Raw genomic sequence first — 26,040 nt, 5'->3', positions numbered from 1 at the left:
ACGTCGTTCCGCGCACCGCAGCGACCGGGATGCGGTCGACTGCCCCTGCCCAGGGATGCCGGAGTCGTGTACTACCTATTCCTGTGGTGCCGAACGCCCAATGATTCCCTGGAGGTACGGTGAACGATCTCGCGGAGTCCATCGAGTCGGTGGAGCAGCTGGCTGTGGTCTGGCGGGCCATGGTGCTCGACCGCGATGCGGGTGCGGATGTGCGCGATCTTCCGGGCATCGCCGTTCGCTGGGCCGACTGCCGGTTCGCCTTCTGGAACTGCCTCACCTTGACGGATGTGGGTGCGGACGCGGAGCTCATCGGGCGTCGGCTGCGCCGGGCAGCGGAGATCATGCGCGCGAAGAAGTACCCGGGCTTCCTGTGGCTCTTCGAGGACCTCCTCGACGAGGAGGCTCGTTCGGCGCTGGGGACGGCGGTGGAGGAGGCGGGACTTCAGTACGCCTTTCCCGCCACGGGCATGGCCGGAGATCTGCTCCCCGTCCCCGAGCCGGTCCACCCCGACCTGACGTTCGTGCGGGTGTCGACCGACGAACAGCTGCGAGCGTATGCGGACCTCAACTCGCGCGCTTACGACTTCACCTTGGACGAGGGCCGTGACGGGCTCGTCGGATCCAGGCTCTGGAAGAACGAGGTGTTCGCCTACCTGGCCATGCGAGGAGACGTTCCCGTGGCGTGCGCCGGTGCGGTCGAAGCGGAAGGCCGCCTCTTCGTCGCGCTTGTCGCCACAGATCCGCGGTGGCAGCGCAGGGGCTACGGCGAGGCGGTCACGCGCAAGGCGCTGTACGAGGGCGCCCGGGCCACCGGGCTGACCCGCGCCGTTCTGCACGCGACCGCCGCAGGGGCCCCTGTGTACCCGCGCATCGGGTTCAAGCCGAACTCACCGATCCACTTCTACGCCCTGAAAGGCTGACCGGCTCAGCCGCTCCGGGTGCCGGCGCCGCACCACCAGCAGCACGCCCACCCCCAGCGACAGCCATGCGCCCACGGCCGCGCCCGCGTACGAGACCGGTGGCTGGAGCGGGGTGACGAAGGAGAACACCGGCAGCCCGGCGGCGGTGAGCAGGGCCGGTACGAGGGCGGTGCTCGCCAGGGCGGGGACGAGGAGGTGGCGTACCGGGCGGAGCCCCGGACGGCGCAGGAAGTACCCCGCACAGGCCAGGTTGGCCGTGATGTACACGCCGACGACCACGATGACGACCCCCGTGGCGATCAGATAGAAGGCGGTGACAGGGCCGTACGCGAAGCCCAGTGCCAGGGCCACCGCGACGGTCACGACGGTCTGTGCCGCGAGGGCCGTCACCGGGGAACGGTGCCGGGGGTGGACGGTGGCCAGGGGCCGTGGGAAGAGTCCGGCACGGCCGAACGCGTAGGCCGTGCGCGTCGCCGCGTTGGCGCCCGCGTTGGCGTTGGCGACGCAGGAGTTGACCACCGCCAGGAACACGGGCAGCCACATCAGGCCGAACGCTCCGCGGGCCACCCCGTCCCACGACGCGTCGCCGTCCGCGCCGAAGCCCGCGAACCGGCCGGGTCCGTAGTAGACGGTCATGGCGTAGGTGGTCAGGACGTAGAAGGCCCCCACGCCCAGGGCCGCGCCGACCACGGCTCGCCGGATCGTCCGCCGGGGCCGGCGGGCCTCCTCGGCCAGCGGGGCGGCGGCCTCGAACCCCGCGAAGGCGAGCATGCAGTAGACCGATCCGGCGAGGACCCCTCCGGCGGCGGACTGGCCGGGGGCGGTGTGCGAAGGGGTGAAGACGGACAGGGTGTTGGCCTTCCCCGCCTGGACGATCAGCAGCGCCGCGAACACGACGAGGGCGGCGATCTCGAAGACGCCGAGAACGGTGCCGAGCCGTGCGGAGGCCCGAATGCCCCGGTATCCGGCCGCGGCGACAGCCGCCGCACCGGCCAGGACCCACGGCCACCACAGGTCCGCCGGGTACGCGGCCCACTGGCGGTGCAGCGTGCCCGCCATGGTGAAGCCGAGCTGGAGCAGCACCAGCGGTGGGACGAGCGCTTCGGCGAAGACGTACCCCCAGGCGACCAGGAAGCCGGCCGCGGGATGCAGTCCCCGGGCGGCGTAGGTCGCCACCGAGCCGGCGGCCGGCAGGTGCCGGGCGAGTTCGCCCAGCGCGGACGCCGTGAGCAGCGACGCGGCCAGGGCGAGGAGGACGGACAGTGGCAGGCTGCCTCCGGCGAAAGCAGCCCCGCCCGGAATCGAGGCCACCACGGCCGCCGCGGGCGCCATGGCCGTCACGCTCTGGAACAGCACCGCGGTCCCGCCCACGGCATCCCGCCGCAGCTCGGCTCCCGTACCACTGCCTTCTGCGTCCGCCATGCCCGCCTCCCCAGCAGTGCAACTGTTGGCGCGGGGGGTCACGGTAGTGGGGTGGTTGTGGGGCGGGGAAGGAGGCGTGCGTCGAGCCATTCCCTGATCGCCCGCGCCGTCGTGTGGGCGTGCTCCTCGGTCATGCTCCAGTGGTTGCCGGGGACGTCCACGGCAATGTGCGGCATGGGCCAGGAAGTTCGCGGCAGCGCGTCGGTGGCGCGGAGCAGGAGGGTGGGGACGTCGGCCGGTTCCGGCTGCCAGCCGCGGGCGATGCGGGTGTAGGCGCCGAGGGCGGCCATGGCCATGTCGTCCACGGCGGTGTCGAAGCGCTCGCCCATGCGCAGGGGGAGACGGGCCGGCAGGGCGAGCAGCCACGGCTCGTCCTCGAGGTCGGGGGTGACGTGGTAGGTGTCGATGAGGACGAGGCCGATCGGTGGTGTGCCGGTCGCCGCGAGGCGTGCGGCCACCGAGTGCGCCGGGCAGCCGCCCATCGAGGAGCCGAGGACGGCGTACGGGCGGTCGCCGAGGTGCTCGCGCACGGTGCCGGCGTGCAGGTCCACGAGGGTCTCCCAGTCGCGTGGCACGGCGTCGCCGTGGACGATGCCGGGGTGCTGGATCTCGAGGACGTCCCGCTCGCCGCCGAAGGAAGCGGCCAGCGTGGCGTGCCAGGGCCTGCCGAGAGTGGGGGAGAAGCCGGGCAGACACACCAGAGCGGGACCGGTGGCGCCTTCCGCGAGCTTGAGGGGCGCGAGCTCGTGCGGGGCGCTGTCGGCGCCTCCGAAGACAGGCACGGCGAGCGAGGCGGTCACCAGCAAGTGCATTGCCGACACCACGTCGCCCGCCTCGCACACGCGCCGGTAGAGGGAGGCGAGGCGCTGCGCCGGCCGTGCCGTTCCCGGTGGGGAGGCGGGCGCGGTGGTGGCCTCTTCGAGCAGGGCTCCGGCCAGTTCGTCGTGGAGATGGCCGGCCAGCTCCGCGGCGCTGGGCCGCTCGAACACGACAGAGGCGGGCAGCGGCAGGCCGGTGAGCGCGCTGAGACGGTTGCGCAGCAGTACCCCGGTCAGGGAGTCGAAGCCCAGCTCGGCGAAGGGGCGGCCGGGGGGCACAGCGGCCGCGCCGGTATGGCCGAGCACCGTGGCGACTTCCTCGCGGACCAGTTCCAGCAGGGCCGGTGCCCGCTCGGACGCGGGCAGTGCGGCGAGCCGTTCCCGCCAGGCCCGGGCCGCGATCGTAGGGTCGTCGCCGGCTCCGGCCTCGGCCCGGGCCGCTGACTGACGGGTCGTGCGCAGCAGCCCGCGCAGGGGCGGCGGCACCGGCCGCCCGGCGGTCCCCGACGGCCGGGAACGGTCCAGCAGCAGCGGGGCGAGCACCGTTTCGTCGCTGCCCAGCGCCGCGTCGAACATCGCCAGCCCCTGTGCGGGGGAGACGGCGCGCAGCACGCCGTCCAGGGCCTGGTTGTGGCCGGTGGTGCGCGCCGCCATTCCCTCCCCGCCCGCCCACGGGCCCCATGCGAGGGAGAGGGCCGGCAGACCGAGCGAGGCGCGGTGGTGCGCGAGCGCGTCCAGGAAGGCGTTCGCGGAGGCGTAGTTGGCCTGGCCGGCGGTGCCCAGCAGTCCGGCCGCCGAGGAGAACAGGACGAAGTGCGACAGGGGCAGATGCCTCGTCAGCTCGTGGAGGTTCCAGGCGGCGTCCGCCTTCGGCCGCAGCACCGCGGCGAGCCGCCCGGGTGTCAGGGACTCCAGCACGCCGTCGTCCAGGACACCGGCGGCATGCACGACGGCGCTCAGTTCGTGCGCGTACGTCGTCATGACGTCGGTCAGGCGGGGGCGGTCGGCGGCATCGCACGCGATCACGTCCACGTGGGCGCCGGACTCCTCCAGCTCTGCCGCCAGCCGCCGCGCGGCAGCCGACCGAAGGCCATGACGGCTGAGGAGGACGAGGCGGCGGACGTGGTGCCGGGTGACGAGGTGCCGGGCCAGCAGGCCGCCCAGGGCTCCGGTGCCGCCCGTCACCAGGACCGTGCCTTCTGCCGGAAGACTGCCCGGCCGGTTGTCCGAGCCGGCCAGTCGGGGGACGCGCACGGCTCCCTCTGCGAGGGAGAGCTGGGGTTCGCCGGTGGCGACGGCGGCGGGCAGCAGGCGCAGGGACTCGGGCCGGCCGTCGGTGTCCACGACCGTGAGGCGCCCGGGATGCTCCGCCTGCGCCGAACGCACCAGGCCCCACACCGCCGCGGCCGACAGGTCCGGCTCCGTCGAGGTGGCGCCGCGGGTCACCACGACGAGGCGCGACCCGGGCGCGGCCGGGGCGGACAGGCGCCCTCGCAGCACGGCCAGGGCACGTGCGGTCAAGGCATGGGTGTCCGCGACGGGGCCGGCACCCGAGGAGGGGGAGGACAGGGAGATCACCACCGTCCCGGGGGCGGTCCCCCGTCCGGCCGGCGGCGAGGGGAGCACGGAGCGCACGCCGATGTCGTCGGGTTCCGTCACGGACACGGACGGCCCGTCGCCGTCGGCCGGAATGCCCACCCACCGCAGGCTGTACAGGGCCCCGCTCGCTTCCGCGGCCGCGGTGGATTCCGGTAGCGGCCGGGTGGTCAAGGACTCCACCCCGGCCACCGGCCTCCCCGCGGGGTCGGCGAGGTCCACGGCGACCGTGTCCGTGCCCGTGGTGCGTATGCGTACGCGCAGCGCCGTGGCACCGACGGCGTACACGCTCATGCCGCGCCAGGCGAACGGCATCCGGACGGGACCGGCGAGCGGCACGGCGAGCAGTGACGCGTGCAGGGAGGCGTCCAGCAGCGCGGGGTGAATGCCGTACCGGCCGGCGTCGGTGCTCGTCGCCTCGGGCAGCCGCACTTCCGCGAACACCTCTTCATCCGGCCCGCGCCAGACGGCCGTGACGCCCCTGAAGGCAGGGCCGTACGCGTAACCGGCGTCGGCCAGGCGCTCGTACGCACCCGTGAGGTCCACGGGCACCGCACCCGCGGGCGGCCACGCGGAGGCGCCGGAATCATGACCTCCGCGCCCGGTGGCCGGGCCGAGCCGTCCGGTCGCGTGGTGCGTCCAGGCGCCGAGCGGGCCCGACTCCCGTGGGCGGGAGTGGACATCCGCGATGCGGCGGCCCGAGGCGTCCGGTTCACCGAGCACCACCTGCACCTGGACCCCTTCCCCGGATCCGGACAGGGGCAGCGGCGCCAGCAGCACGAAGTCCTCGACGACCTCCAGCCCGCACGCGTCGCCCGCGTGGACCACCATGTCGGCGAACGCGGCGGAGGGTACGAGCACCTGCCCGGCGACGACATGGTCGCGCAGCCACGGCTGGGCCGTGACGGAGAGGTGACCGGTGCACAGCAGGCGTTCCGTGCCGGGCACGGTGGTCGTCCCGGTCAGCAGGGGATGTTCGCCGCCGGCCGGGACGTGGGCGGCGGTGTCGTCCAGCCAGTAGCGCTGCCGCTGGAAGGGGTAGGTCGGCAGGTCCACCCGCCGGGCGCCGCTGCCCGTGAACACCCGGGGCCAGTCCACCGGCACGGCGTGTGTGTGCAGCCGGCCGAGCGCGGCCAGGACCGTCTCCGCCTCCGGCACGCCGGCCCGTGCGGTGGCCGTGCACACCAGCCCCTCGCGCTGCCCGGCGGCGCTGCTCATGGCAGCCGCCGTGAGCTGCGCGTCGGGGCCCACCTCCGCGCAGGCGGTCACCTGCTCGTCGTGCACGAGACGGTGCAGGGCGTCGCCGAACCGTACGGTTTCGCGGGCGTGGCGCACCCAGTACGACGCCGAGCGCAGGTCGTCCCCGTCCGCCCGGCGTCCCGTCAAGGACGAGATCACCGGGATGCGCGGCGTCCCGTAGGTCACCGCGGACGCGACGCGGCCGAACTCGGCGAGCATCGGTTCCACCAGCGGCGAGTGGAAGGCATGGCCGGCGCGCAGCCGCGTGGCGCGGCGCCCGCGCCCGGCGAACCGGGACGCGACGGTGAGCACGGCTTCCTCCTCCCCGGAGACGACGACCGACCGTGGACCGTTCACCGCCGCGATCGCCACGCGGTGCGTCAGATCCGCCAGCTCTCGCGCCACCTCGTCCTCGGAGGCTTCCAGGGCCACCATGGCGCCGGTACCGGGCAGTTGACGCATCAGCCGCCCCCGGGCCGCGACCAGCTCCACCGCTTCCGGCTCCGACAGGACGCCCGCGACGTGAGCCGCCGCCAGCTCGCCCACGGAGTGCCCGACCACAGCGTCCGGCCGTACCCCCCAGGTCTCCAGCAGCCGGAACAGCGCCACTTCGAAGACGAACAGACCCGCCTGCGCGAAGTCCGCCCTGTCCAGCAGAGCGCCATCGCCGGAGTCTCGGTCCGCCCACAGCACGGAGCACAGGGGCCGCTCCAGGCTGCCGGTGCTGTCGAACCGTTCACACAGGGCGTCGAAGGCAGCCGCGAATACGGGGAAGGCACGGTGCAGTTCCCGTCCCATGCCGGGCCGTTGCGCGCCCTGGCCGGAGAACAGCAGGGCCAGCCGTCCGGCATGCGGGACCGGCCCCGCCCCGGCGCCGCCAGGTCCGGCACCGGTCGCCGCCCACATGTCCAGAGCCTTCAGCAGCGCCTCGCGGTCCCCTGCGGTCACGGCTGCCCGGTGCGTGAGTGCCGCCCGGGTCGTGGCCAGGGAAAAGGCGACATCCAGCAAGGACAGCTCGGGCCGTTCCCGCAGCAGGGACGCCACCTGCCCGGCCTGCGCGCGCAGGGCCCGCGGATCCGCGCCCGACAGCAGCAGCGGTGGCACCGTACTCCAGGGCCCTTCCGGAGGGGGCTTCTCAGCGGTCCCCTCAGCAAGCTCCTCAAGGGCCTCTTCCAGGATGACGTGGGCGTTGGTCCCGCCGATACCGAACGCGGACACTCCGGCCCGGCGCGGGCAGCCGGGCGCCGGGTGCCACACCTCCTCCCGCGTCGGAAGCCGTACGGCGCCCGACGACCAGTCCACATGCGGTGACGGCTCCTCGCAGTGCAGAACGCGTGGCAGCCGTCCGTGACGCATCGCCATGACGGTCTTGATGACACCGCCGACACCGGCCGCGGCCTGAGTGTGCCCGATGTTGGACTTGAGCGCACCGAGCCACAGCGGCCGGTCGGCGGGCCGTTCCCTCCCGTACGCGGCCTGCAGCGCCCGGGCCTCCACCGGGTCGCCGAGCGCGGTACCGGTGCCGTGCGTCTCGACCGTGTCGACGTCGGCCGGGGACAGCCCGGCGTCGGCCAGGGCCCGGCGGATCACCTCCTGCTGGGCCGGGCCGCTCGGCGCGGTCAGGCCGTTGGACGCGCCGTCGGAAGCGACGGCCGAACCGCGGAGCACGGCCAGCACCGGATGGCCGTTGCGCCGCGCGTCGGACAGGCGCTCCAGCAGGATCACCGCGGCGCCCTCGGCCCAGGCGGTGCCGTCGGCGGTGGCCGAGAACGGCTTGCACCGGCCGTCCGGCGCCAGACCGCGCAGCCTGCTGAACGCGACGAACGAGGCCGGAGTGGCCATGACGGTCACGCCCCCGGCCACGGCCAGTGAGCACTCGCCGGACCGCAGGGCCTGTGCCGCCGCGTGCACGGCCACCAGCGACGACGAGCAGGCGGTGTCCACGGTCACGGCGGGCCCGCGCAGGTCCAGGGCGTAGGCGATACGGCCCGAGGCCACGCTGCCCGCCGAGCCCAGGGCGAGGTGCGCCTCCAGCTCGTGCGGGCCGCGGTGCAGGAGACGGCCGGCGTAGTCGTCGTGCATCACGCCGACGAAGACGCCGGTGTCACTGCCGCGCAGGGCCGTCGGGTCGATGCCGGCCCGCTCACAGAGCTCCCAGGTGGTCTCCAGGAGCAGCCGCTGCTGCGGATCGGTGGCCAGCGCCTCCCGTGGCGACATCCCGAAGAAGGCCGCATCGAAGTCGGCCGCCCCGCGCAGGAACCCGCCGCGGAGGGTGACGGACCTGCCGAGCCGGTCGGGATCGGGGTCGTGGAGGGCGGACAGGTCCCAGCCCCGGTCGTCGGGGACGTCCGAGGTCGCGTCACCCCCATCCGCGACCAGCTTCCACAGGTCCTCGGGCGAGGCCACGCCGCCCGGATACCGGCAGGCCATCGCGACGACGGCCACCGGCTCCGCCGAGGGCGTACGCGCCCCGCCGCCGTCCGGGGCCGGGCCACCGAGCAGCGCGGCCTCCAGGAACGCCGCCGCCGCGGCGGGCGTCGGGTGGTCGAACACCAAGGTGGCGGGCAGCTCCAGGCCGGTGGCCGCGCCGAGCCGGTCACGCAGCAGCACACCCCCGAGAGAGGTGATCCCGAAAGCGGTGAAGGGCCGGTCCGGTGCCAGGTCCCGCTCCGGCACGCCGCTGGCGTGCGCCGTCGCGGCGAGGACGAGGCGCAGCACGGTGTCGGACCGCCCGGACGGGGTCAGCGCCGGCAGGCGCCCGCGCAGGGCGGACGCCGTGGCCTCGCGCGCCGACTCGAGCCGTTCGGCCAGCTGCCGGGCCAGCGCGGGACGATCGGTCTTGCCGGAGGGGGTACGGGGCACGGTGCCGGTCTCGTACACCTCGTCGGGCACCTTGAAGTCCGACAGCCGCTCCCGGCACAGGGCACGTACGCGGGCGGTGTCGACGCCGCGCCCCGCATCGGTGACCACGAACGCCACCGGCACCTCGCCCAGCACGTCGTGCGGCCTGCCGACGACGGCCGCGTCCACGACGCCGGGGCAGGTGAGCAGCACGTGCTCGACCTCGACCGGGTTGATGTTCTCCCCGCCACGGATGATCAGTTCCCTGACCCGGCCCGTGACGCGCAGACCGCCGTGCCGCCCGCGGCGACCGAGATCGCCTGTGCGGTACCAGCCGTCCTTGAACGCCCGCGCGGTGTCCTCCGGGCGGTTGTGATACCCGAGCATCAGGTTCGGACCGCGGACCCAGATCTCCCCCTCGTCCCCGTCGGCGACGTCGTCACCACGGGCGGGACCGGCCAGCCGCACCTCGACGCCGGGCACCGGCAGACCGCCGGCGCCGACGCCCCCGGAACCACCGAGCCGGTCGACCGTGATCTTCCCGCAGGTCTCGGTACTGCCGTAGCCGTCGAGCAACGGCGCACCCAGCAACTCCTCGACGTCCGCCCGCAGATCCTGGGGACACGGTGCGCCCGCGGTGACACACAGACGCAGACCCGTCGGCGGCCGGGAGGCCTCGCGGACCGCGCTCGTCAGCAGACGGTAGGTGGCGGGCACACCGGCCACGATGGTGAACCGCTGCCCGGTGAGCGCCTGCGTGACGCTCGCGCCCCGGTCGAGGAGGTACGCGCTCGCGCCCACGGCCACCACTCCCAGCACGCACAACGAGTGCGCGTAGGCGTGGAACATCGGCAGCGGCCACAGCAGCCGGTCCCGCGGCCCCAGGCCCCACAGCGGGACGTAGGCCGCCGCAACGGACCACAGCGCGGCGCGCTGGCTGGAGACCACGCCCTTGCTCCGTCCCGTGGTCCCCGAGGTGTAGAGGATCCAGGCCGGCTCGTCCAGACCGAGGTCGTCCCGGGGCGCGCACCCCGGATCCGACCCGGCGAACTCTTCGAAGGAGTGGGTGGCCGCGGCTGCTCCGTCCGGTACGGCGCTCGTGCCCGCCACCAGAATCCGCGACCGTAACCCCGGCCGCACCGCCGCCCATCGCGAGACCCGCGCCAGCAGCGTCTCCTCGGTGATCACCGCGACGGCCCCGCTGTCGTCGAGGAAGTGGGCGAGCTCCGCGTCCGCGGCCCCGGAATCGAGCGGGACCCCCACCGCTCCCGCCCGCAGAACCGCGAGGAAACCCTCCACCATCTCCACCCGGTTGCCCAGAAGGAGCGCCACCCGGTCGCCCCTCCGTACCCCCAGCCGCATCAGGTGGCCCGCCAGCCGGCGGGTCCGCTCCTCCAGCTCCTTGTACGTGACGCCCCGCCGTGCATCGCGGAACGCGGTCTTCCCGCCCACCCGGGCCGCGTGGGCCTCCAGTACCCCCGGCAGCGCACGGATCAATTCGCCGCGGATCTCCGTCATTTCATCCCCACCCCTCCGCCTCGAGGCGCGCGAGAGCGCCCCACGCGGACCACACCACAGTCCTCACCCGCGATGCCAGGGGAACTCGGCGGTCCCGGCCCGCCGGGCCGGTGCGTGCACTCACCTGATCGGGTGAGCTCGATTCCCCCTGCGGGTAGCGGGGAACGCGCCGGGCAGCTTCTTCCCAGAAGCTTCCCTAGCGGGAGGAGTCGCTGTCGTGGCACCAGGACCTACCCGAGCCGGCCGGACCGATGTCGTGCGGTTGCTCGTCATCGGCGTGCTCCCCACCCTCGTCCAGGGAGCCTGTCTCCGTCGCCCCCTGGGGGTCAGGCTGACGGCCGCACTGGACACCCACGCTTGGGGCTGCCGGCTTCTGGACGACTTGCGCGAGCGTCACGGTCCGGGGCCGGTGCTCGTCAACGCCTTCGGCAGAACAGGTCTCATCCTCCTCTCGGCCGACGACGCCCGCCGCATGCTCGCCGAGACCGGTGTGTCGTTCACGACTGCCAACCGCGAGAAAATGGCCGCCCTGTCACATTTCGAGCCGGACGCCGTGTTGATCACTCCGGGCGCCCTCAAGGCGGATCGGCGCAGGTTCAACGAGGCCGCAATCGACCGTTGCGTGGCCGGGCAGTGGTTCCGCGAAGCCTGCCGGGCAGCCGTCGAGGAGGAGGCGCGGCCACTGCTCGCCGGGGGCCCGCTCACGTGGAAGCGGTTCCGCGACGCTTACCAACGCATCGTGCGCCGGATCGTCTTCGGTGACGCCGCCCGGGACGACGAGCGCATCACCGAGCTACGGGACAAGCTGCGCGGCGACGGCAATTGGTTCATGCTGCACCGCAAACGCCACCGTCTGCGCGATGAGTTGTTCGTCCGCTGCCAGCGCTACATCGACCTGCCCGAGCCGGGCGGCCTGGCCCGGGCGGTGAGTGCCACCCCAGCCACAGCGGAGATCAAGCCCGTGGCCCAGATGCAGCACTGGTTCTTCGCCTTCGATGCCGCACCTGTCTCCGACTACCTCACGCTCGGCCTCCTGGCCGGCCGCCCGGAGCATTCGGCCAGGGCCCGCGCGGACCGTGCGTACCTCAGGGCCTGCGTCCTGGAGGCCCAGCGGCTGTGGCCCACGACCCTGGCCCTCGTGCGCGACACCACTGCCGAGACGCACTGGCCGGGCGGCTGGACCCTTCCGGCGGGCGCGGCGGTGATCGCCTGCACCCCGTTCTTCCACCGGGACGCCCGGCGCCTTCCGTACGCCGACCGGTTCGAACCCGAAGTGTGGCTCGACGGGCGGGCCGAGGCGGACTGGTCGGTCGCACCGTTCAGCCGTGGCCCCGCCCAGTGCCTCGGCAAGGAGATCGTCCTCTCCACCAGTGCCACGCTCCTCACCGAACTCCTCACGCGTGACTGGCGCATCACCTCGCCGCACCGCCTGGGTCCCGAACGTCCTCTCCCGCGCACCGCCGATCACATGTCGCTGCGGTTCGCGGCGGGCAACCGCGCCGTCCACGGCTGACGTCGTGATGGCGTCTCCTCGGCCGGCTGCCCCTCCGGCCCTCGCCGCACCCGTTCTGTGGTACCCGGGCGAGCGCCCGGCCGCCTTCACACCGGCGGAGATCCTGAGCACGGCGGTCGTCATCAGAGAGGCCGTCCATCTCGTGACCGCCCCTGCGGGACGGGGGACCGGGATCGCCGTCGGCGGTTCCACGGGACCGGTCGTCCCCGGCCGGCGGGGGCTGCCCCTGCTGGGCACCCTGCCGCCGCTCTACCCGGAGTGGCTCGGGGACCGCTCCTTCGGCGAGGCGCACGGGGTGCGGTTCCCCTACGTCGCCGGAGAGATGGCGGGCGGCATCGCGACCGTGGGCATGGTCTCCGCCATGGCCCGGGCGGGCATGCTCGGCTTCTTCGGCGCCGCCGGACTGGACCTGGAGCGTGTCGAACGGGCGGTGGCCGAGCTGGCCTCCGGGCTCGGGGGGAGACCGAACTGGGGCGTGAACCTCATCCATTCGCCCGGTGAGCCGATGCTGGAGGACCGGGTCGCCGAGATCGCCCTGCGCCACCGCGTACCGGCCGTCTCCGCCTCCGCGTTCATGGCCCTCACCCCCGCGGTGGTCAAGGTCGCCGCCCGCGGACTGCGCCGCGGACCACAGGGGCGGATCCTGCGCGGCACGCGACTGTTCGCCAAAGTGTCCCGGCCCGAGGTCGCGGGGCCCTTCATGACGCCGGCTCCCGAGCCCTTGGTGCGCGCTCTCGTGGAGCGGGGGCAGCTGACCGAGGACGAGGCCGAGCTGGCCGCCCGGGTGCCCGTCGCGGAGGACGTCACCGTCGAGGCGGACAGCGGCGGGCACACCGACAACCGTCCGCTCACGGTCCTGCTGCCGGCCATGCTGGCCCTGCGGGACGAACTGACCGCCGTGCACGGCTACGACCGCGGCATCAGGATCGGGGCGGCGGGCGGCCTGGGCACGCCCGCCGCGGTGGCCGGCGCCTTCGCCCTGGGCGCGGCGTACGTGCTGACCGGTTCCGTCAATCAGGCCGCCCGGGAGTCAGGGCTGTCGGACGACGCGAAGGCGATGCTGGCGCGGGCCGACGTCGCCGACGTGACCATGGCGCCCGCGGCCGACATGTTCGAGCTGGGCGTGAAACTCCAAGTGCTGCGCCGGGGGACACTCTTCGCCGGGCGCGCCGCCCTGCTCTACGAGCTCTACCGCGACCACGAGAGCTGGGAGGACATCCCGCCCGGGCAGCGAGCCCGGGTCGAACAGGACATCCTCAGGACGTCGTTCGACGCCGTCTGGGCCGAGACCGTGCGCTTCTGGGAGCAGCGGGACCCGTCCCGGCTCCGCAAGGCCGAGGAGGATCCCCGGGACCGGATGGCGCTGGCCTTCCGCTGGTACCTGGGCATGTCCAGCCGCTGGGCGGTCTCCGGTCACACCGAGCGCCGCGCGGACTACCAGGTCTGGTGCGGGCCGGCCATGGGAGCGTTCAACCGCTGGGCGGCGGACAGCTTCCTCGCCGATCCGGGCCGGCGCGACGTGGTCCAGATCGCCCTGAACCTCCTCGAGGGCGCGGCCGTCCTCACCCGAGCCCATCAACTGCGCAGTCACGGCGTCGCCGTGCCCGCCGCCGCCTTCGCCTTCCGGCCCCGGCGGCTCGCCTAGCCCCTGTCGGCGACCACCGGTCCGGCCGCACCGACCACCGCCCCGCCCCGTTCCGTCCCGCCCCGTTCCGCGACATGAGGACAACACCATGCCGGATGAGCCGCTCCCACGCCGCGTACCCGTCGCCGTCGTCGGTCTCGGCGCCCTGCTGCCGGACGCCCGTGACGTCGAGCAGAGCTGGCGGCTGATCCTCGGCCGCCGGAACCTCATGCGGGACGTCCCGCCGACCCGCTGGCTGATCGACGACTACTACCACCCCGTACCCGGCACTCCGCAGAAGATCTACACGCGCCGCGGCGCTTTCCTGCCCACCGTCGACTTCGACCCCATGGCCTACGGCATCCCGCCGCAGAGCCTCGCGTCGACGGACACCGCGCAGCTGCTCGCCCTGATGATCGCCGACCAGGTCCTGCGGGACGCCGCGGACGGCGGTGTCGCCCGGCCGGACGGCGACCGCGTGTCCGTCGTGCTCGGCACGGCCGCGCTGGGACTGCTCGTGGAGTCCAACGCCCCGACCCAGCGGCCGGTCTGGCTGAAGGCCCTGCGCGAGCACGGCCTGCCCGAGGCGGAGGCGCAAGCCGTCTGCGACCGCATCCTCGACCACTACCCTCCACCGACCGAGGACACCTTTCCCGGCCTGCTCAGCAACGTCGTCGCCGGACGCATCGCCGCCCGGTTCGACCTGCACGGTACGAACCACACGACCGACGCGGCGTGCGCGAGCTCGTTCGCCGCCTTGTCCACCGCCCTCGACGAACTCTCCTTGGGCCGTGCCGACCTGGTCATCAGCGGAGGCGTCGACGCGTCGAACGACATCGGCATGTTCTGCTGCTTCACCACCACCCCGGCGCTCTCCCCGACGCAGGAGTGCCGGCCGTTCGCGGAGGACGCCGACGGGACCATGCTCGGCGAGGCCGTGGTGATGTTCGCCCTCAAGCGCCTGGCAGACGCCGAACGCGACGGGGACGGCGTGTACGCGGTCATCCGCGGCCTGGGCAGTTCCTCGGACGGGCGCGGTACGGCCATCTACGCGCCCAGGGCCCAGGGTCAGGCACTCGCCCTGCGCCGGGCCTACGAGGAAGCGGGCTACGCACCCGGCACCGTGGAACTCGTCGAGGCCCACGGCACCGGCACCAAGGCCGGTGACCAGGCCGAATTCGCCTCTCTGACGGACGTGTTCGATTCGCCCGGCCGTGCCGACCGGCAGTGGTGCGCCCTGGGATCGGTCAAGTCCCAGATCGGCCACACCAAGAGCGCGGCGGGAGCGGCCGGCCTGCTCAAGGCCGTCCTCGCCCTGCACCACAAGGTGCTTCCCCCGACCATCAACGCCGAACGTCCGCACCCCGGCCTGGGCATGGAGACCAGCCCGTTCTACCTCAACACCCTGACCCGGCCGTGGATCCGGGCCGGTGACATCCCGCGCCGCGCGTCCGTCTCCAGCTTCGGGTTCGGCGGCAGCAACTTCCACGCCACGCTGGAGGAATACCGCGCCCCGGCGGGTACCGCCGCCGGCTCCCGGCCCCGCCTGCGCACCGCACCGACGGAACTCCTGCTGCTCTGTGCGGAATCAGCCGAAGAGCTCGGCGAGCGGGTGGCGGAGCTCCGGCGGGCCGCGGTGGAGGCCGGCGCGCGGCCGGCGCACGGTCTCGCCGACCTGGCCCGGCGCAGCCAGGAGGACTTCCGGCCCGACGCGGGCCGGCGGCTCGCGGTACTGGCCACCGACACCGCCCACCTCGTCGAGCGGCTCGACCGGGCCGCCGCGGCCCTGCACGCGGGGGAGACCCCCTCCCGGCCGCTCGCCCTGCACTGGGGGACAGGACCGTGCGAGCCAGGCCGCCTCGCCTGGCTGTTCCCCGGCCAGGGATCCCAGTACGTCGGCATGGGGGCCGACCTGGCGGCCCACCACCCCGGAGCGCTGGCCGTCTGGGACGCGGTGGGTGGAACGGGCGGGACGGACCCCGGAGGAACGCCACTGCACCGCGTGGTCTTCCCCCCGCCCCTGCCGGACGGCCAGCGCGCCGCACAGCAGGAGCTGCTCACGGCCACCGAGTGGGCGCAGCCCGCCCTGTCCGCGCACAGCCTGGCCCTGCTGGCCCTGCTGGACGAGTTCGGTCTCCGGCCGGACGCGGTCGCGGGCCACAGCCTCGGCGAACTCATCGCCCTGCACGCGGCGGGCGCGTACGACGGTGGAACGCTCATGCGCCTGTCCCGCGCCCGGGGCGAGGCGATGCGCGATGCCGCGGCCGCGACCCCGGGGGCGATGCTGGCGGTCCTCGCCGGCCACCCCGAGACCAGGGACGCGCTGGCGCGGACCGGCGCGGCGGACGTGTGGATCGCCAACCACAACGGCCCCCGGCAGACGGTCGTTTCGGGCACTCCCGAGGCGATCGCGACGGTGACGGAACAGATGAAGGCCGCCGGCATCGCCACCATGCCGCTGGCCACCTCCGCCGCCTTCCACAGCCCGCTCGTCGCGGCCGCCCGCGCCCCCTTCTCCGCCGCCTTGACGGGTGCCGCGCTCTCGCCCCCGGGGCCGGAGGTCTTCTCCACCACCGATGCCGCGCCCTACCCTGCCGACGCCGAGGAGATCCGCGCCCGCCTGGCGAGCCAACTGACCGAACCCGTGCGCTTCACGGAACAGGTCGAGGCCATGTACCGGGCCGGGGTGAGGACCTTCGTCGAGGCCGGACCGGGCACGACCCTCACCACGCTGGTGGATCGGATCCTCGGCGACAGGGCCCACCTGACCGTGCCCCTCGACCGGCGCGGGACGCACGGCGTGACCGCCTTCCAGGACGCGCTGGCCCGGCTCTCCGTCCACGGGATCGCCCTGGACTTCGCCTCCTACTGGCAGCACTACGCCGTGCCGTACTCCGCCGGCCAGGGGCGCGCGCCCAGGATGTCCGTACCGATCGACGGCGGCAATCACGGTCGACGATATCCACCGCAGGAGGGGGAGAACCCGGGGGACAGGGACCGGTGGGGGAGCGCGGTGCAGGGAAAGGAGGCGAACACGTCCGCTCCGTCCTCGGCGGGGTCGCCCGCGGTTCCCGTAGCGCCCGCCGAGCCCGTACCGCCCGGTGTGTTCGTCATGCCCGAGGCGCCCGCGCTGCCCGGCGCTCCCGCTCCCGCCGCGACACCGCCCGGGCCCGAGCCGGTTCCGGCGGCGCTCCCCGTACCGCCGGACGTGGAGGCGGACGTGGCCCCGCCGTCGGGCGAGGACGACGCCCGGGTCGCGCTGATCGAGGACGCCCAGCGTCAGACAGCCGACGCCCACGCCGTCTTCCTGCGGTCCATGAGCGAGGCACATCAGGCATTCCTGCGGATGTCCGAGACGTCCTTCGCGGCACTGGTGGGAGCAGCGCCCGGGGAGCCGGGGTTCCCGCTCCCGGAACGGGCTTCCGACCTGCCCCCGGCACCCGCGGTCATGCCCCCGGCCGCCCGGCCGGACAGCCCGGCGGCCCCCCAGCCCGCCGCCCCGGCCCTCGCGCCGTCTCCTGCGGTGCCGCAGGCCGTCGAAGCCGTCACCGGGCTCGGCCCGGCGGAGTTCGACCCCGCGCGGCTGGAAGAGGAACTGCTGGCCGTGGTGGCCGAGCGGACGGGCTACCCGCCCGAGATGCTCGACCTGGACATGGAGCTGGAGTCGGAGCTGGGCATCGACTCCATCAAGCGCGTGGAGATCCTCTCCGTACTGCGGCAACGGATGGGGGAGTTGCCCGAAATGCAGGGCGACCCGACGGATCTGGTGTCCCTGCGGACGCTCCGGGAGGTCGTCGGTAAGTTGCGGGAGGCGACCGGCGGCACGGCAGTGCCTGCGGGCGCACCGGCGCTCGCTGCCGGTCCCGCCCCGGCGCCGGAGCTTCTTCCCGGTCCTGCCCCGGGGCTGGTCCGGGCCCCGGCCGTCCTGGGGCGCTACGCGCTGCGCACCGTCCCCGCCCCGCCCACCGGCCTGGCGGTGCCCGGGCTGGGGGAGCACGTCGTCCACGTGGTCGACGGGGGCTCCGGCCTCGCCGCCCTCGTGGCCGGGCGCCTGGCCGAGCGGGGAGTGCCCGCCGAAGCCGTCACGGAGTTGCCGCCGGAGAGCCGGGCGGTGCTGCTGCTGGGCGGCCTGGCCGAGGACCTGACGGTCGACGCCATGCTGGAGGTGCAGCGGGATGCCTTCCGGGCGGCGCGCACGGTGGCACCGCGGTTCGCCGAGGAGGGCGGGGTGTTCGTCACCGCGCAGGACACCGGCGGGGACTTCGGAGCGGGGGGCGCGCAGGGCGACCGGGCCTGGCTGGGAGGTCTCGCCGGACTCGTGCGGACGCTCGCCGGGGAATGGCCGGAGGCCGTGGTCAAGGCCGTCGACTGCGCGCGATCGGGCCGTTCACCCGAGGCCGTGGCCGACGCGGTCGTCGGGGAACTGCTCCACGGAGGGCCGTTGCTGGAAGCGGGCCTCCCCGCGGACGGGAGCCGTGTGACGGCAGTGACCGTCGCCGCCCCGCCGGGAGCGGAGGACGGCGGCCCGGGCCCCGACGACGTCATCGTCGTCACCGGTGGCGCCCGAGGGGTGACCGCCGCCGCGGTGACGGCGCTCGCCAGGTCCAGGCGGCCGCGGCTGGCCCTGCTGGGCCGCACCGAACTGGCCGACGAGCCCCCGGGGCTGCCGTCAGGGGCCGACGAACCCGTCCTCGTACGGGCACTCGCCGCGCAGCGGCCGGGCGCCTCCCCGGCCGGTCTCGCTCAGGAGGCCCGCCGCATCCTCGCCGTCCGCGAGATCCGGGCGACCCTCTCCGCGATCGAGGAAGCGGGCGCGCCCGTGCGTTACCTCCCGGCCGACACACGCGACCCCGACGCCGTGCGAGCCGCTCTGCACGCCGTGCGCACCGAGTGGGGACCGGTGACCGGCATCGTCCACGGCGCCGGGGTACTGGCGGACAAGCGGATCGCGGACAAGACCGACCGGCAGTTCGACGACGTCTTCGGCACCAAGGTCTCGGGTCTGCGCGTCCTTCTGGACGCGACGGCCGCCGACCCGCTGCGGACCCTGTGCCTGTTCTCGTCCGTCGCCGGCTGTTTCGGGAACCCGGGGCAGAGCGACTACGCGATGGCCAACGAGACCCTCCACCAGGTGGCGACCACCGAGGCGGCCGCCCGCCCCGGCTGCCGGGTGCGCGCCCTGGCCTGGGGCCCCTGGCAGGGCGGCATGGTCACCCCCGCACTGGCGGACCACTTCGCGGCGGCAGGAGTGCCCCTGCTGGACATCCCGGCCGGAGCACAGGCGTTCGTCGAGGAACTGACCCGCCCGGGCGAGGACGACCGGGTGCTCCTCATGGCACTGCCCTCCGGCGCCCCGGCGCAGGGAGAACTCCCCGCCGTCCTGCCGCCGACCGGGCTGCGCCACCCGCAGGCCGCCGCGGCGCGCGTCACCCCGGCCACGCACCCGTACCTGGCCCACCACGTCATCCGGGGCCGGACGGTTCTGCCCCTTGCCCAGTTGCTGGAATGGATCCTCGCGGCCGCACGCGCCTGGAACCCGGCTGCCACCGCCCTGACGCTGCGCGACGTCCGCGTCCTGCTGCCGGCCACCTGGGAAGAGACGGACGTCCAGAACAGGGAGTTCACCCTTCACGGCACGAACGGGACCTCGGATGCCGGTTCGCTGACCGTAGAGCTACGCGGTGACGGGGGCCGCGTGCACTGCAGGGCGCTCGTGGCAACCGATGACGGTACGGCAGGCGCGATCCCACCCGTACCGGCGGAGACGGATGACCCCGGCCTGTCGCCCTGGGAGCGTGGGGAGATCTACGACGGGGACCTGCTCTTCCACGGCCCGTTGCTGCACGCGGTGACGAGCGTCGAGGGGACGGGGCCGGCCGGAGCCCGGGGTACCCTCGCGGGCCTGACCGCACTGGGCTGGCCCGGCGTCACGTGGCAGACCGACCCGGCCGCCCTCGACGGCGCTCTGCAACTCGCCCTGATCTGGGCGCGCGAGGCCCTCGGGCACGCCACGCTCCCGATGTCCGTGGGCACGTTCCTGCCCCACCACCGTGGCCCCGCACAGGGCCCGGTCACCTGCACCCTCCTGCCGGGTCGGGCCGACAGCGGCCCGGCCCGGTGCCACCTGCGGCTGACCGGCCAGGACGGCACCCCCTTCGCCGACCTGCTCGATGTCGAGCTGGTCCGACGGCCGGACATCCCCCCGGCGTCCGAAGGCGCTCCGAACGAGGAGAGGCGGAACACCGGTGGCCTTTGAACCCATCGCCGTCGTGGGGCGCGGCTGCGTGCTGCCGGACGCGCTGAGCCCGGAGGCGTTCTGGCGGAACGTCCTCGACCGCCGGGTCAGCCTCGGCCCGGCCCCGCAGGACCGCTGGGGCTTGCCGCACGGCGCCGTGCCCGCCGTCCCCGGGGACTCGGCCCATGCCGTCCGCGGCACCGGTGGATTCGTCCACGGTTTCGAAGACGTCTTCGACCCCGCCGCGTACGCCCTCGCCGAGGTCCAGAGCCTCGACCCGCTCTTCCAATGGGTCCTTCACGCCGGGCGCCGGGCCCTTGCCGAAGCCGGCGACCCGGCTGTCGCGCCGTCGCGCGCCGGCCTCGTCCTCGGCAACCTGTCGTACCCCTCCACAGCCTCCGTCCGGCACACCGAGCACGTATGGCTCGCTCAGCAGGAACCCCCGGTGCGGGACGCCCTGCTGGCAGCGGTGCCGCCCCGGCCCCATGCCTTCAACCGCTTCTCCTCCGGCCTCCCGGCCCTGCTCGCGGCCCGCGCGCTGGGGCTGGAAGCCGGCGCCCACGCCCTGGACGCCGCCTGCGCCACATCGCTGTACGCGGTCAAACTCGCCTGCGACCGACTGCAGGACGGGGCGGCGGACCTGATGGTGGCGGGCGCGGTGAGCCGTTGCGACCCCCTGCTCATCCATGGCGGATTCACGGTCATGGGTGCGCGCAGTCCGACGGGGCGAAGCCGGCCGTTCCACCGGGAGGCCGACGGCCTGGTGCCGTCCGAGGGCGCCGTCATGTTCGCCCTCATGCGCTTGAGCGACGCCCTGGCCCAGGACCGGCAGGTGCTCGCCGTGGTCCGGGGCGCGGGGCTCGGCAACGACGGACGCGCCTCCGGACTGATCGCCCCCGATGCCGCGGGCCAGGAGCGCGCGATGCGCGCGGGCTACGCGTCGGCCGGGGTGCCCCCCGAGTCCGTGGGGCTGCTGGAATGTCACGCCACCGGGACGACCGTGGGCGACGCCGTCGAGGTCCGGTCGACGGGCCGGGTCTTCGCCGCCCACCGCGGCCTGCCGGCCGGATCCGTGAAGGCCAACGTGGGCCACCTGCTGACCGCCGCGGGCGGGGCGTCGCTGCTCAAGGTGATCGCCGCGCTGGGGGCCGGGGTCCTGCCGGCCTGCCCGCACGACGGCACCCCCACGACACTCGAGGGGCAGCCGATCCGGTTCCTCACGGAACACGAGGACTGGTCCGGCCCCCGCCGGGCGGCGGTGAGCGCGTTCGGCTTCGGCGGCTCCAACGCCCACCTCGTTCTCGACGCCGGGGACACGCACGACACGCCCTTGCCGCTCCCCGCCTCCGTGCCCCGGCCGGACGGCGTTCCCCTGGCGGTCGTCGCGCTCGCCGCCCGGGTGGGAAGCGACGGCGGCACCGAGGACCTCGCCGTCGCGCTGTGCACGGGGCGGCCCGTCCGGGAGCCGCGCGAGAGCGTCGAGATCGCTCTGCAGGGCCTGCGGTTCCCTCCCGTGGACCTACGGGAGGCCCTGCCCCAGCAACTGCTGGTCCTCGACGCCGCGCGGGAGGCCGCCGGCGGCGTGTCCCTTCCGTCGTCGCGCACGGCCGTCGTCGTCGGGGCGGGCGTCGACCCGCAGGTGGGCCGGCATGTCGCCCGCCGCCGGATCGACGGCCTCTGGCAGCGTGCCGGGCTTCCTCTGCCACCCGGTGCGCCGACCGGGCTCCAGGACGCGTTCACACCTCCTGGCACCGCCGCCGGAGTTCTGGGCGCCATGATGAACATCGTCGCCAACCGCATCAACAGCCAGCTCGATCTGACCGGGCCCGGCCTCACCGTCTCGGCCGAGGAGGACTCCGGGACCACCGCCCTCGCCCTGGCCGCCCGCTTCCTGCGGGCGGACGAGGCGGACGCCGCGATCGTCGGAGCGGTCGACCTCGCGCACGACCCCGTACACCGGGCGGCCCTGCGCGACCTGGGCGTGGACAGGGAACCGGGGGACGCCGCGGTCGTCCTCGTCCTCAAACGGCTGCCGGACGCCGAGCGGGCCGGGGAACCGGTCCTCGCGGTCCTGGACGACGAGCCCGACGGCGGCCCGCCCGACCTGCGGGTGAGCACCGTCCCCCTGAACGGTACGGAGGACTGCTGCGACAACTCCGCACTGTTCGGCACGCCGCACGCCGCCGCCGGCCTGCTCGCCGTCGCGACCGCCGTCACCGCCCTGCACCTCGGATTCAGGCCCCGACCGGGCCGGTTCGCCGACACCGGAACGCCGTTGCGTACGGCCGAGGCCGTCGTCCCGGTCCTGGAGGGCCCGCGACGGCGGGTGCGGCTACGCGCCGCGCCCACGACCGCCGCGCCCGCCCGGCGCCACGGACAGGTCGCCTTCGTGTACACGAACGGTTCCGCCGCCTACCCCCACATGGGCCGGGAACTGACCCTCGCCCTGCCGGACCTCGCCGAGGCCGTCCGGCACCGCTGCGACACCGGGGACGGGGACGACCCCTGGCCGCCCACGGACTTCGCCGGCACGGGCGTGCTCGGCAGGATCTGGGCCACCACCCGGCTCGCCGCCCTGCACACCCTGATCACCCGGTACGTGCTCGGCCTGCGGCCCGACGCGGCCATCGGCTACTCCTCGGGCGAGACCTCCGCGCTGGTCGCTCTGGAGGCGTGGCCCGACGCCGCCGCCCTGGCCGAGGACGCCCGGCGCGGCGACCTGTTCACCCGTGACGTCACGGGCGAGTACCGGGCGGTCCGCCGCGCCTGGCAGGCCCGGGGCATCACCGGGCTCCGCTGGCGGAACTACCTCCTCACCGCACCGCTGGAAGAGGTCCGGGAGGCCGTTGCCGCCGAGCCGGCCGTGCACCTGATGGCGGTCAACGCCCCCGGCGTCTGCGTCATCGGAGGTGAGGAGAGAGCCTGCGCCGCCCTGGTACGGGACCGCTTCGCCCACCGGGCGGTCCGGCTCGACTACGACATCTCCGCCCACGCCCCCGAACTGGAGACGGTCCGCGACGCCTGGTACCGGCTGCACCGCCGGCGTACCGTGCCCGTCCCGGGCGTCCGTTTCTACCGGGGCGACACCGCCGAACCGTACGTGCCCACCGAGGAGAGCGCCGCCGACGCCATCACGGCCCAGTCCACCACGACGGTGGACTTCCCGGCGGTGATCGAGCGGGCCTACGCCGACGGCGTCCGCGTCTTCGTCGAACACGGCCCCCTCTCCCTGTGCACCGACTGGATCGGCCGCATCCTGCACGGACGGGAGCATCTGGCGGTCGCTCTCGACGAACCCGGCGGCCGGGCCCTGCACCGCTTGCGCCGGTCGGTGGAGCGCCTGGCGGCCGCCGGACTGTGCGACCCGGCACCGCTGCTGCGGCTGCTCGGGCCGGGCGACGCCGGCCCCTTCGGACCGGGGGCGGACCGGATGCTGCGCGTACCGGCCCATCCCCCTGCCGTCAGGCTGCCCGCACCGCACGCACCCGTCGCCGTCATGCTCCCCGCACCGGCCCTGCCCCCGGTGCTCCCCGCTGCCCCGACGAGCGGGGAGCGGACCGCGGGGCCGCCCTTCCCGCCCGGTCTTGAGGCCGTCGCACGGCACCGTGCCCGGGTCACCGCCCTGCACCGGCAGTACCTGACGGAGCAGGCCGCCCTGCACCAGCGGTTCCTGCAGGGGCAGCGGCTGATGAAGGGTCAGCGACCGGCGAAGGACACCCTGCCCCGCGCGGCGGCCCCACCGCAGGCCGGTCCGCTTCCGGACCCCGGTCCGCCGGTCGCCCTGCCGCAGCGACCGGCCCTGCCCGGACCGAAGTTCGACCGCGCGCAATTGGAACGGCTGGCGGACGGCCCGGTCTCCGAGCTGCTCGGTCCGCTGTTCGCCCCTCAGGACGGCTACCGGCGCCAGACGCGCCTGCCGGGGCCGCCCCTGCTGCTGGTGGACCGCGTCACGGGCATCGACGCGGAACCGGCCTCCATGGGAACGGGCACCATCTGGACCGAGACCGACATCCGGCTCGACTCCTGGTACCTGGACCACACCGGCCGGATCCCCGGCGGCCTGCTGGTCGAGGCCGGCCAGGCCGACCTGCTCCTCATCAGCTGGCTGGGCGTCGACCTCCTCAACCGGGGCGAGCGCGTCTACCGGCTGCTCGGCTGCGAAGCCACCTATCACGGCAGCGCACCACGGGCGGGACAGACCCTGCGCTACGAGATCCGCATCGACGGCCACGCGGAGCACCGGGGCACGCGGCTGTTCTTCTTCCGCTACGACTGCTTCGCGGGCGACGAGCCGGTCGTCAGCATCCGCAACGCACAGGCGGGATTCTTCACCGACGCCGAACTCGCCGCGGCCGGCGGCATCGCGTGGACCCCGGGCGCGGCCCTCTCCCGCGACCTGCCCTTCGACCCGCCCACGCCGCCTCCCACCGCCGCGCGGTTCGACACCGACGCCGTACGGGCCCTCGCCGAGGGTCGCCCGTACGACTGCTTCGGACCCGCCTGGGACGTCACCCGCGCCCACGTGAGGACACCCCGCATCGACGGCGGACGGCTCCTGCTGATCGAGGAGATCACCGCGTTCGAGCCGACCGGCGGCGCACTGGGACGCGGCTACCTGCGCGCCGAGACGCGGCTGCACCCCGACGACTGGTACTTCGAGGGCCACTTCAAGAACGACCCCGTCATGGCAGGTTCCCTCATGAGCCACGGCGTGCACCAGGCCATGGCCTTCCACCTCGCCGCCCTCGGGCTGACCATCGAACGCGACGGAGCCCGCTTCGAGGCCGTACCCGGCGTCACGGCCGTGTCGCGCTGCCGCAGCCAGGCGACCCCGGCGAGCCGGCACGTGGTCTACGAGATCCACGTCGGAGGCCTGAGCACCGGCCCGGAACCCGTGCTGTACGCGGAAGCCATGGTCAGCGTCGACGGCGTCAACGCCTTCCACGGCCGGAACCTGGCGCTGCGCCTGGTGCGGGACGCCCCGCTGGACCACTGGCGGGAACTGGGACCGCACCGTGAGCAGACCACCGGCGCATGCCCCGAACCCCAACTCCTGGGCGGCCTCGTCGGCTACCACGAACGCCGCCCGGCGGTCACCGAGAACGGCTTCGCCCTCGACTACCCCTCGCTGCTCGCCTGCGCCTGGGGCCGCCCCGGCCAGGCCTTCGGGCCGTCCGCTGCCGCCTTGGACCGGGCACCGACCACCATCCATCTGCCGGGCCCGCCCTACCACTTCATGAGCCGCGTCGTGTCCCTCGACGTCTCTCCGGGCCGGCCGCGGCCGGGCAGCGTGGTCGTCGCCGAGTACGACGTGCCCGAGGAGGTCTGGTACTTCGAGCAGAACGGCACCGCCGTGATGCCCTGGGCGGTCCTGATGGAGGTCGCGCTGCAGCCGTGCGGCTGGCTGGCGGTCTGCACCGCCGACACCCGCTCCCTCACCACCGGGCCCCGGCTCGTCTTCCGTAATCTGGACGGCACCGCCCGACTGCACCGGCACGTGCGGCCGGGTGTACGTATCGTGCGTACCCGAGTGGAACTCACCGGCTCCGCCGGGCACGGGGACACGACGATCGTCTCCTTCACCGTCGACTGCACGGCCGACGGGGCGCCTCTGCTGACCGCGACAGCGTCGTTCGGGTTCTTCCCGCAGACCGCGCTCGCCCGGCAGGTCGGCCTGCCCGCCGATGCCGATGAGCGCGCGCAGTGGGCCGCACCTTGCGACGTGAGTGCCGACCTCACAGCGCAACGCCCGGCCGGTGGCGCGCGGCTTCCCGGCCCCATGCTGCGGATGCTGGACCGCGTCACCGGCCACTGGCCGGACGGCGGCCCGGCGGGCCTGGGCCGGCTGCGGGCGGAGAAGCCGGTGGACGCCGGTGCCTGGTACTTCAAGGCGCACTTCTTCAGGGACCCGGTCCAGCCCGGTTCGCTGGGTGTGGAGGCGATGGCCCAGCTGTTGCAGTTCCACCTGATCGAGACCGCCCCGGCGGCGGCGATCGCCGGCGGCACCCTCGAACCCCTGACGGGACGGGAGTTCACGTGGCGGTATCGAGGCCAGGCCGTCCCCGCCGACGGGCAGATCACCGTCGGCATCGACATCACCGAGCAGGGCGAAGACGAACAGGGACACCACGCCCTGGCCGACGGCTGGCTCTGGGTGGACGACCGCCGCATCTACCGTGTGCGGGGGCTGGGGATGCGACTGGGCCGCACATGAACCGGGAGGAGCTCACGTCCAGGCGTGAGCACCGGAGAGCGCGGACGGCCGAGTGCGCCTCCTGGAGCACTGATGCAGCCACCGGTAAGCGTTTGTGTAC

The 26,040-nt window shown here is 74.3% G+C and carries 7 protein-coding genes; 5 read left to right on the top strand and 2 right to left on the bottom strand.

Going from position 1 to position 26,040, the window contains the following annotated elements; genetic code table 11:
- The first annotated feature begins 119 nt into the window (after nucleotides 1-119).
- Nucleotides 120-920, top strand: coding sequence for a GNAT family N-acetyltransferase (locus AB0G59_RS10780; RefSeq protein ID WP_360910131.1), 801 nt, complete (start codon nucleotides 120-122; stop codon nucleotides 918-920).
- On the opposite strand, the gene AB0G59_RS10775 is transcribed toward AB0G59_RS10780, so the two are convergent.
- A complete protein-coding gene (locus AB0G59_RS10775) occupies nucleotides 888-2,342 on the bottom strand; it encodes an APC family permease (protein ID WP_360910129.1) in 1,455 nt (484 codons plus the stop codon). The two genes, AB0G59_RS10780 and AB0G59_RS10775, sit on opposite strands and share 33 nt — an antisense overlap.
- 38 nt (nucleotides 2,343-2,380) lie before the next feature.
- Nucleotides 2,381-10,354: a type I polyketide synthase gene (locus AB0G59_RS10770; protein ID WP_360910127.1), complete on the bottom strand. Its 7,974-nt coding sequence runs from the start codon at nucleotides 10,352-10,354 to the stop codon at nucleotides 2,381-2,383.
- A 217-nt stretch (nucleotides 10,355-10,571) separates the two neighbouring features.
- On the opposite strand from AB0G59_RS10770, the gene AB0G59_RS10765 reads away from it, so the two are divergent.
- From AB0G59_RS10765 to AB0G59_RS10750, 4 genes are all read left to right on the top strand, one after another.
- Nucleotides 10,572-11,867 carry a cytochrome P450 gene (locus AB0G59_RS10765; protein WP_360910125.1) on the top strand — a complete coding sequence of 432 codons (1,296 nt, stop codon included), beginning with the start codon at nucleotides 10,572-10,574 and terminating at the stop codon, nucleotides 11,865-11,867.
- Between the two features lie 7 nt (nucleotides 11,868-11,874).
- Nucleotides 11,875-13,512, top strand: a complete 1,638-nt coding sequence (locus AB0G59_RS10760) for a PfaD family polyunsaturated fatty acid/polyketide biosynthesis protein (protein ID WP_360910479.1) — start codon at nucleotides 11,875-11,877, stop codon at nucleotides 13,510-13,512.
- A gap of 88 nt (nucleotides 13,513-13,600) precedes the next feature.
- On the top strand, nucleotides 13,601-19,747 hold the full coding sequence (locus tag AB0G59_RS10755; protein ID WP_360910123.1) for an SDR family NAD(P)-dependent oxidoreductase: 6,147 nt from the start codon (nucleotides 13,601-13,603) through the stop codon (nucleotides 19,745-19,747).
- A complete protein-coding gene (locus AB0G59_RS10750) occupies nucleotides 19,737-25,940 on the top strand; it encodes a beta-ketoacyl synthase N-terminal-like domain-containing protein (protein ID WP_360910121.1) in 6,204 nt (2,067 codons plus the stop codon). Before AB0G59_RS10755 ends, AB0G59_RS10750 begins: the two co-directional genes overlap by 11 nt.
- Nucleotides 25,941-26,040 lie beyond the last annotated feature (100 nt).

It is taken from the genome of Streptomyces sp. NPDC021096 (genome assembly GCF_040641275.1).
In the GTDB taxonomy this organism is placed as follows: Bacteria; Actinomycetota; Actinomycetes; order Streptomycetales; family Streptomycetaceae; genus Streptomyces.
Note: the sequence above shows the minus strand (reverse complement) of the source record. Positions and strands in the feature narration are given on the sequence as shown.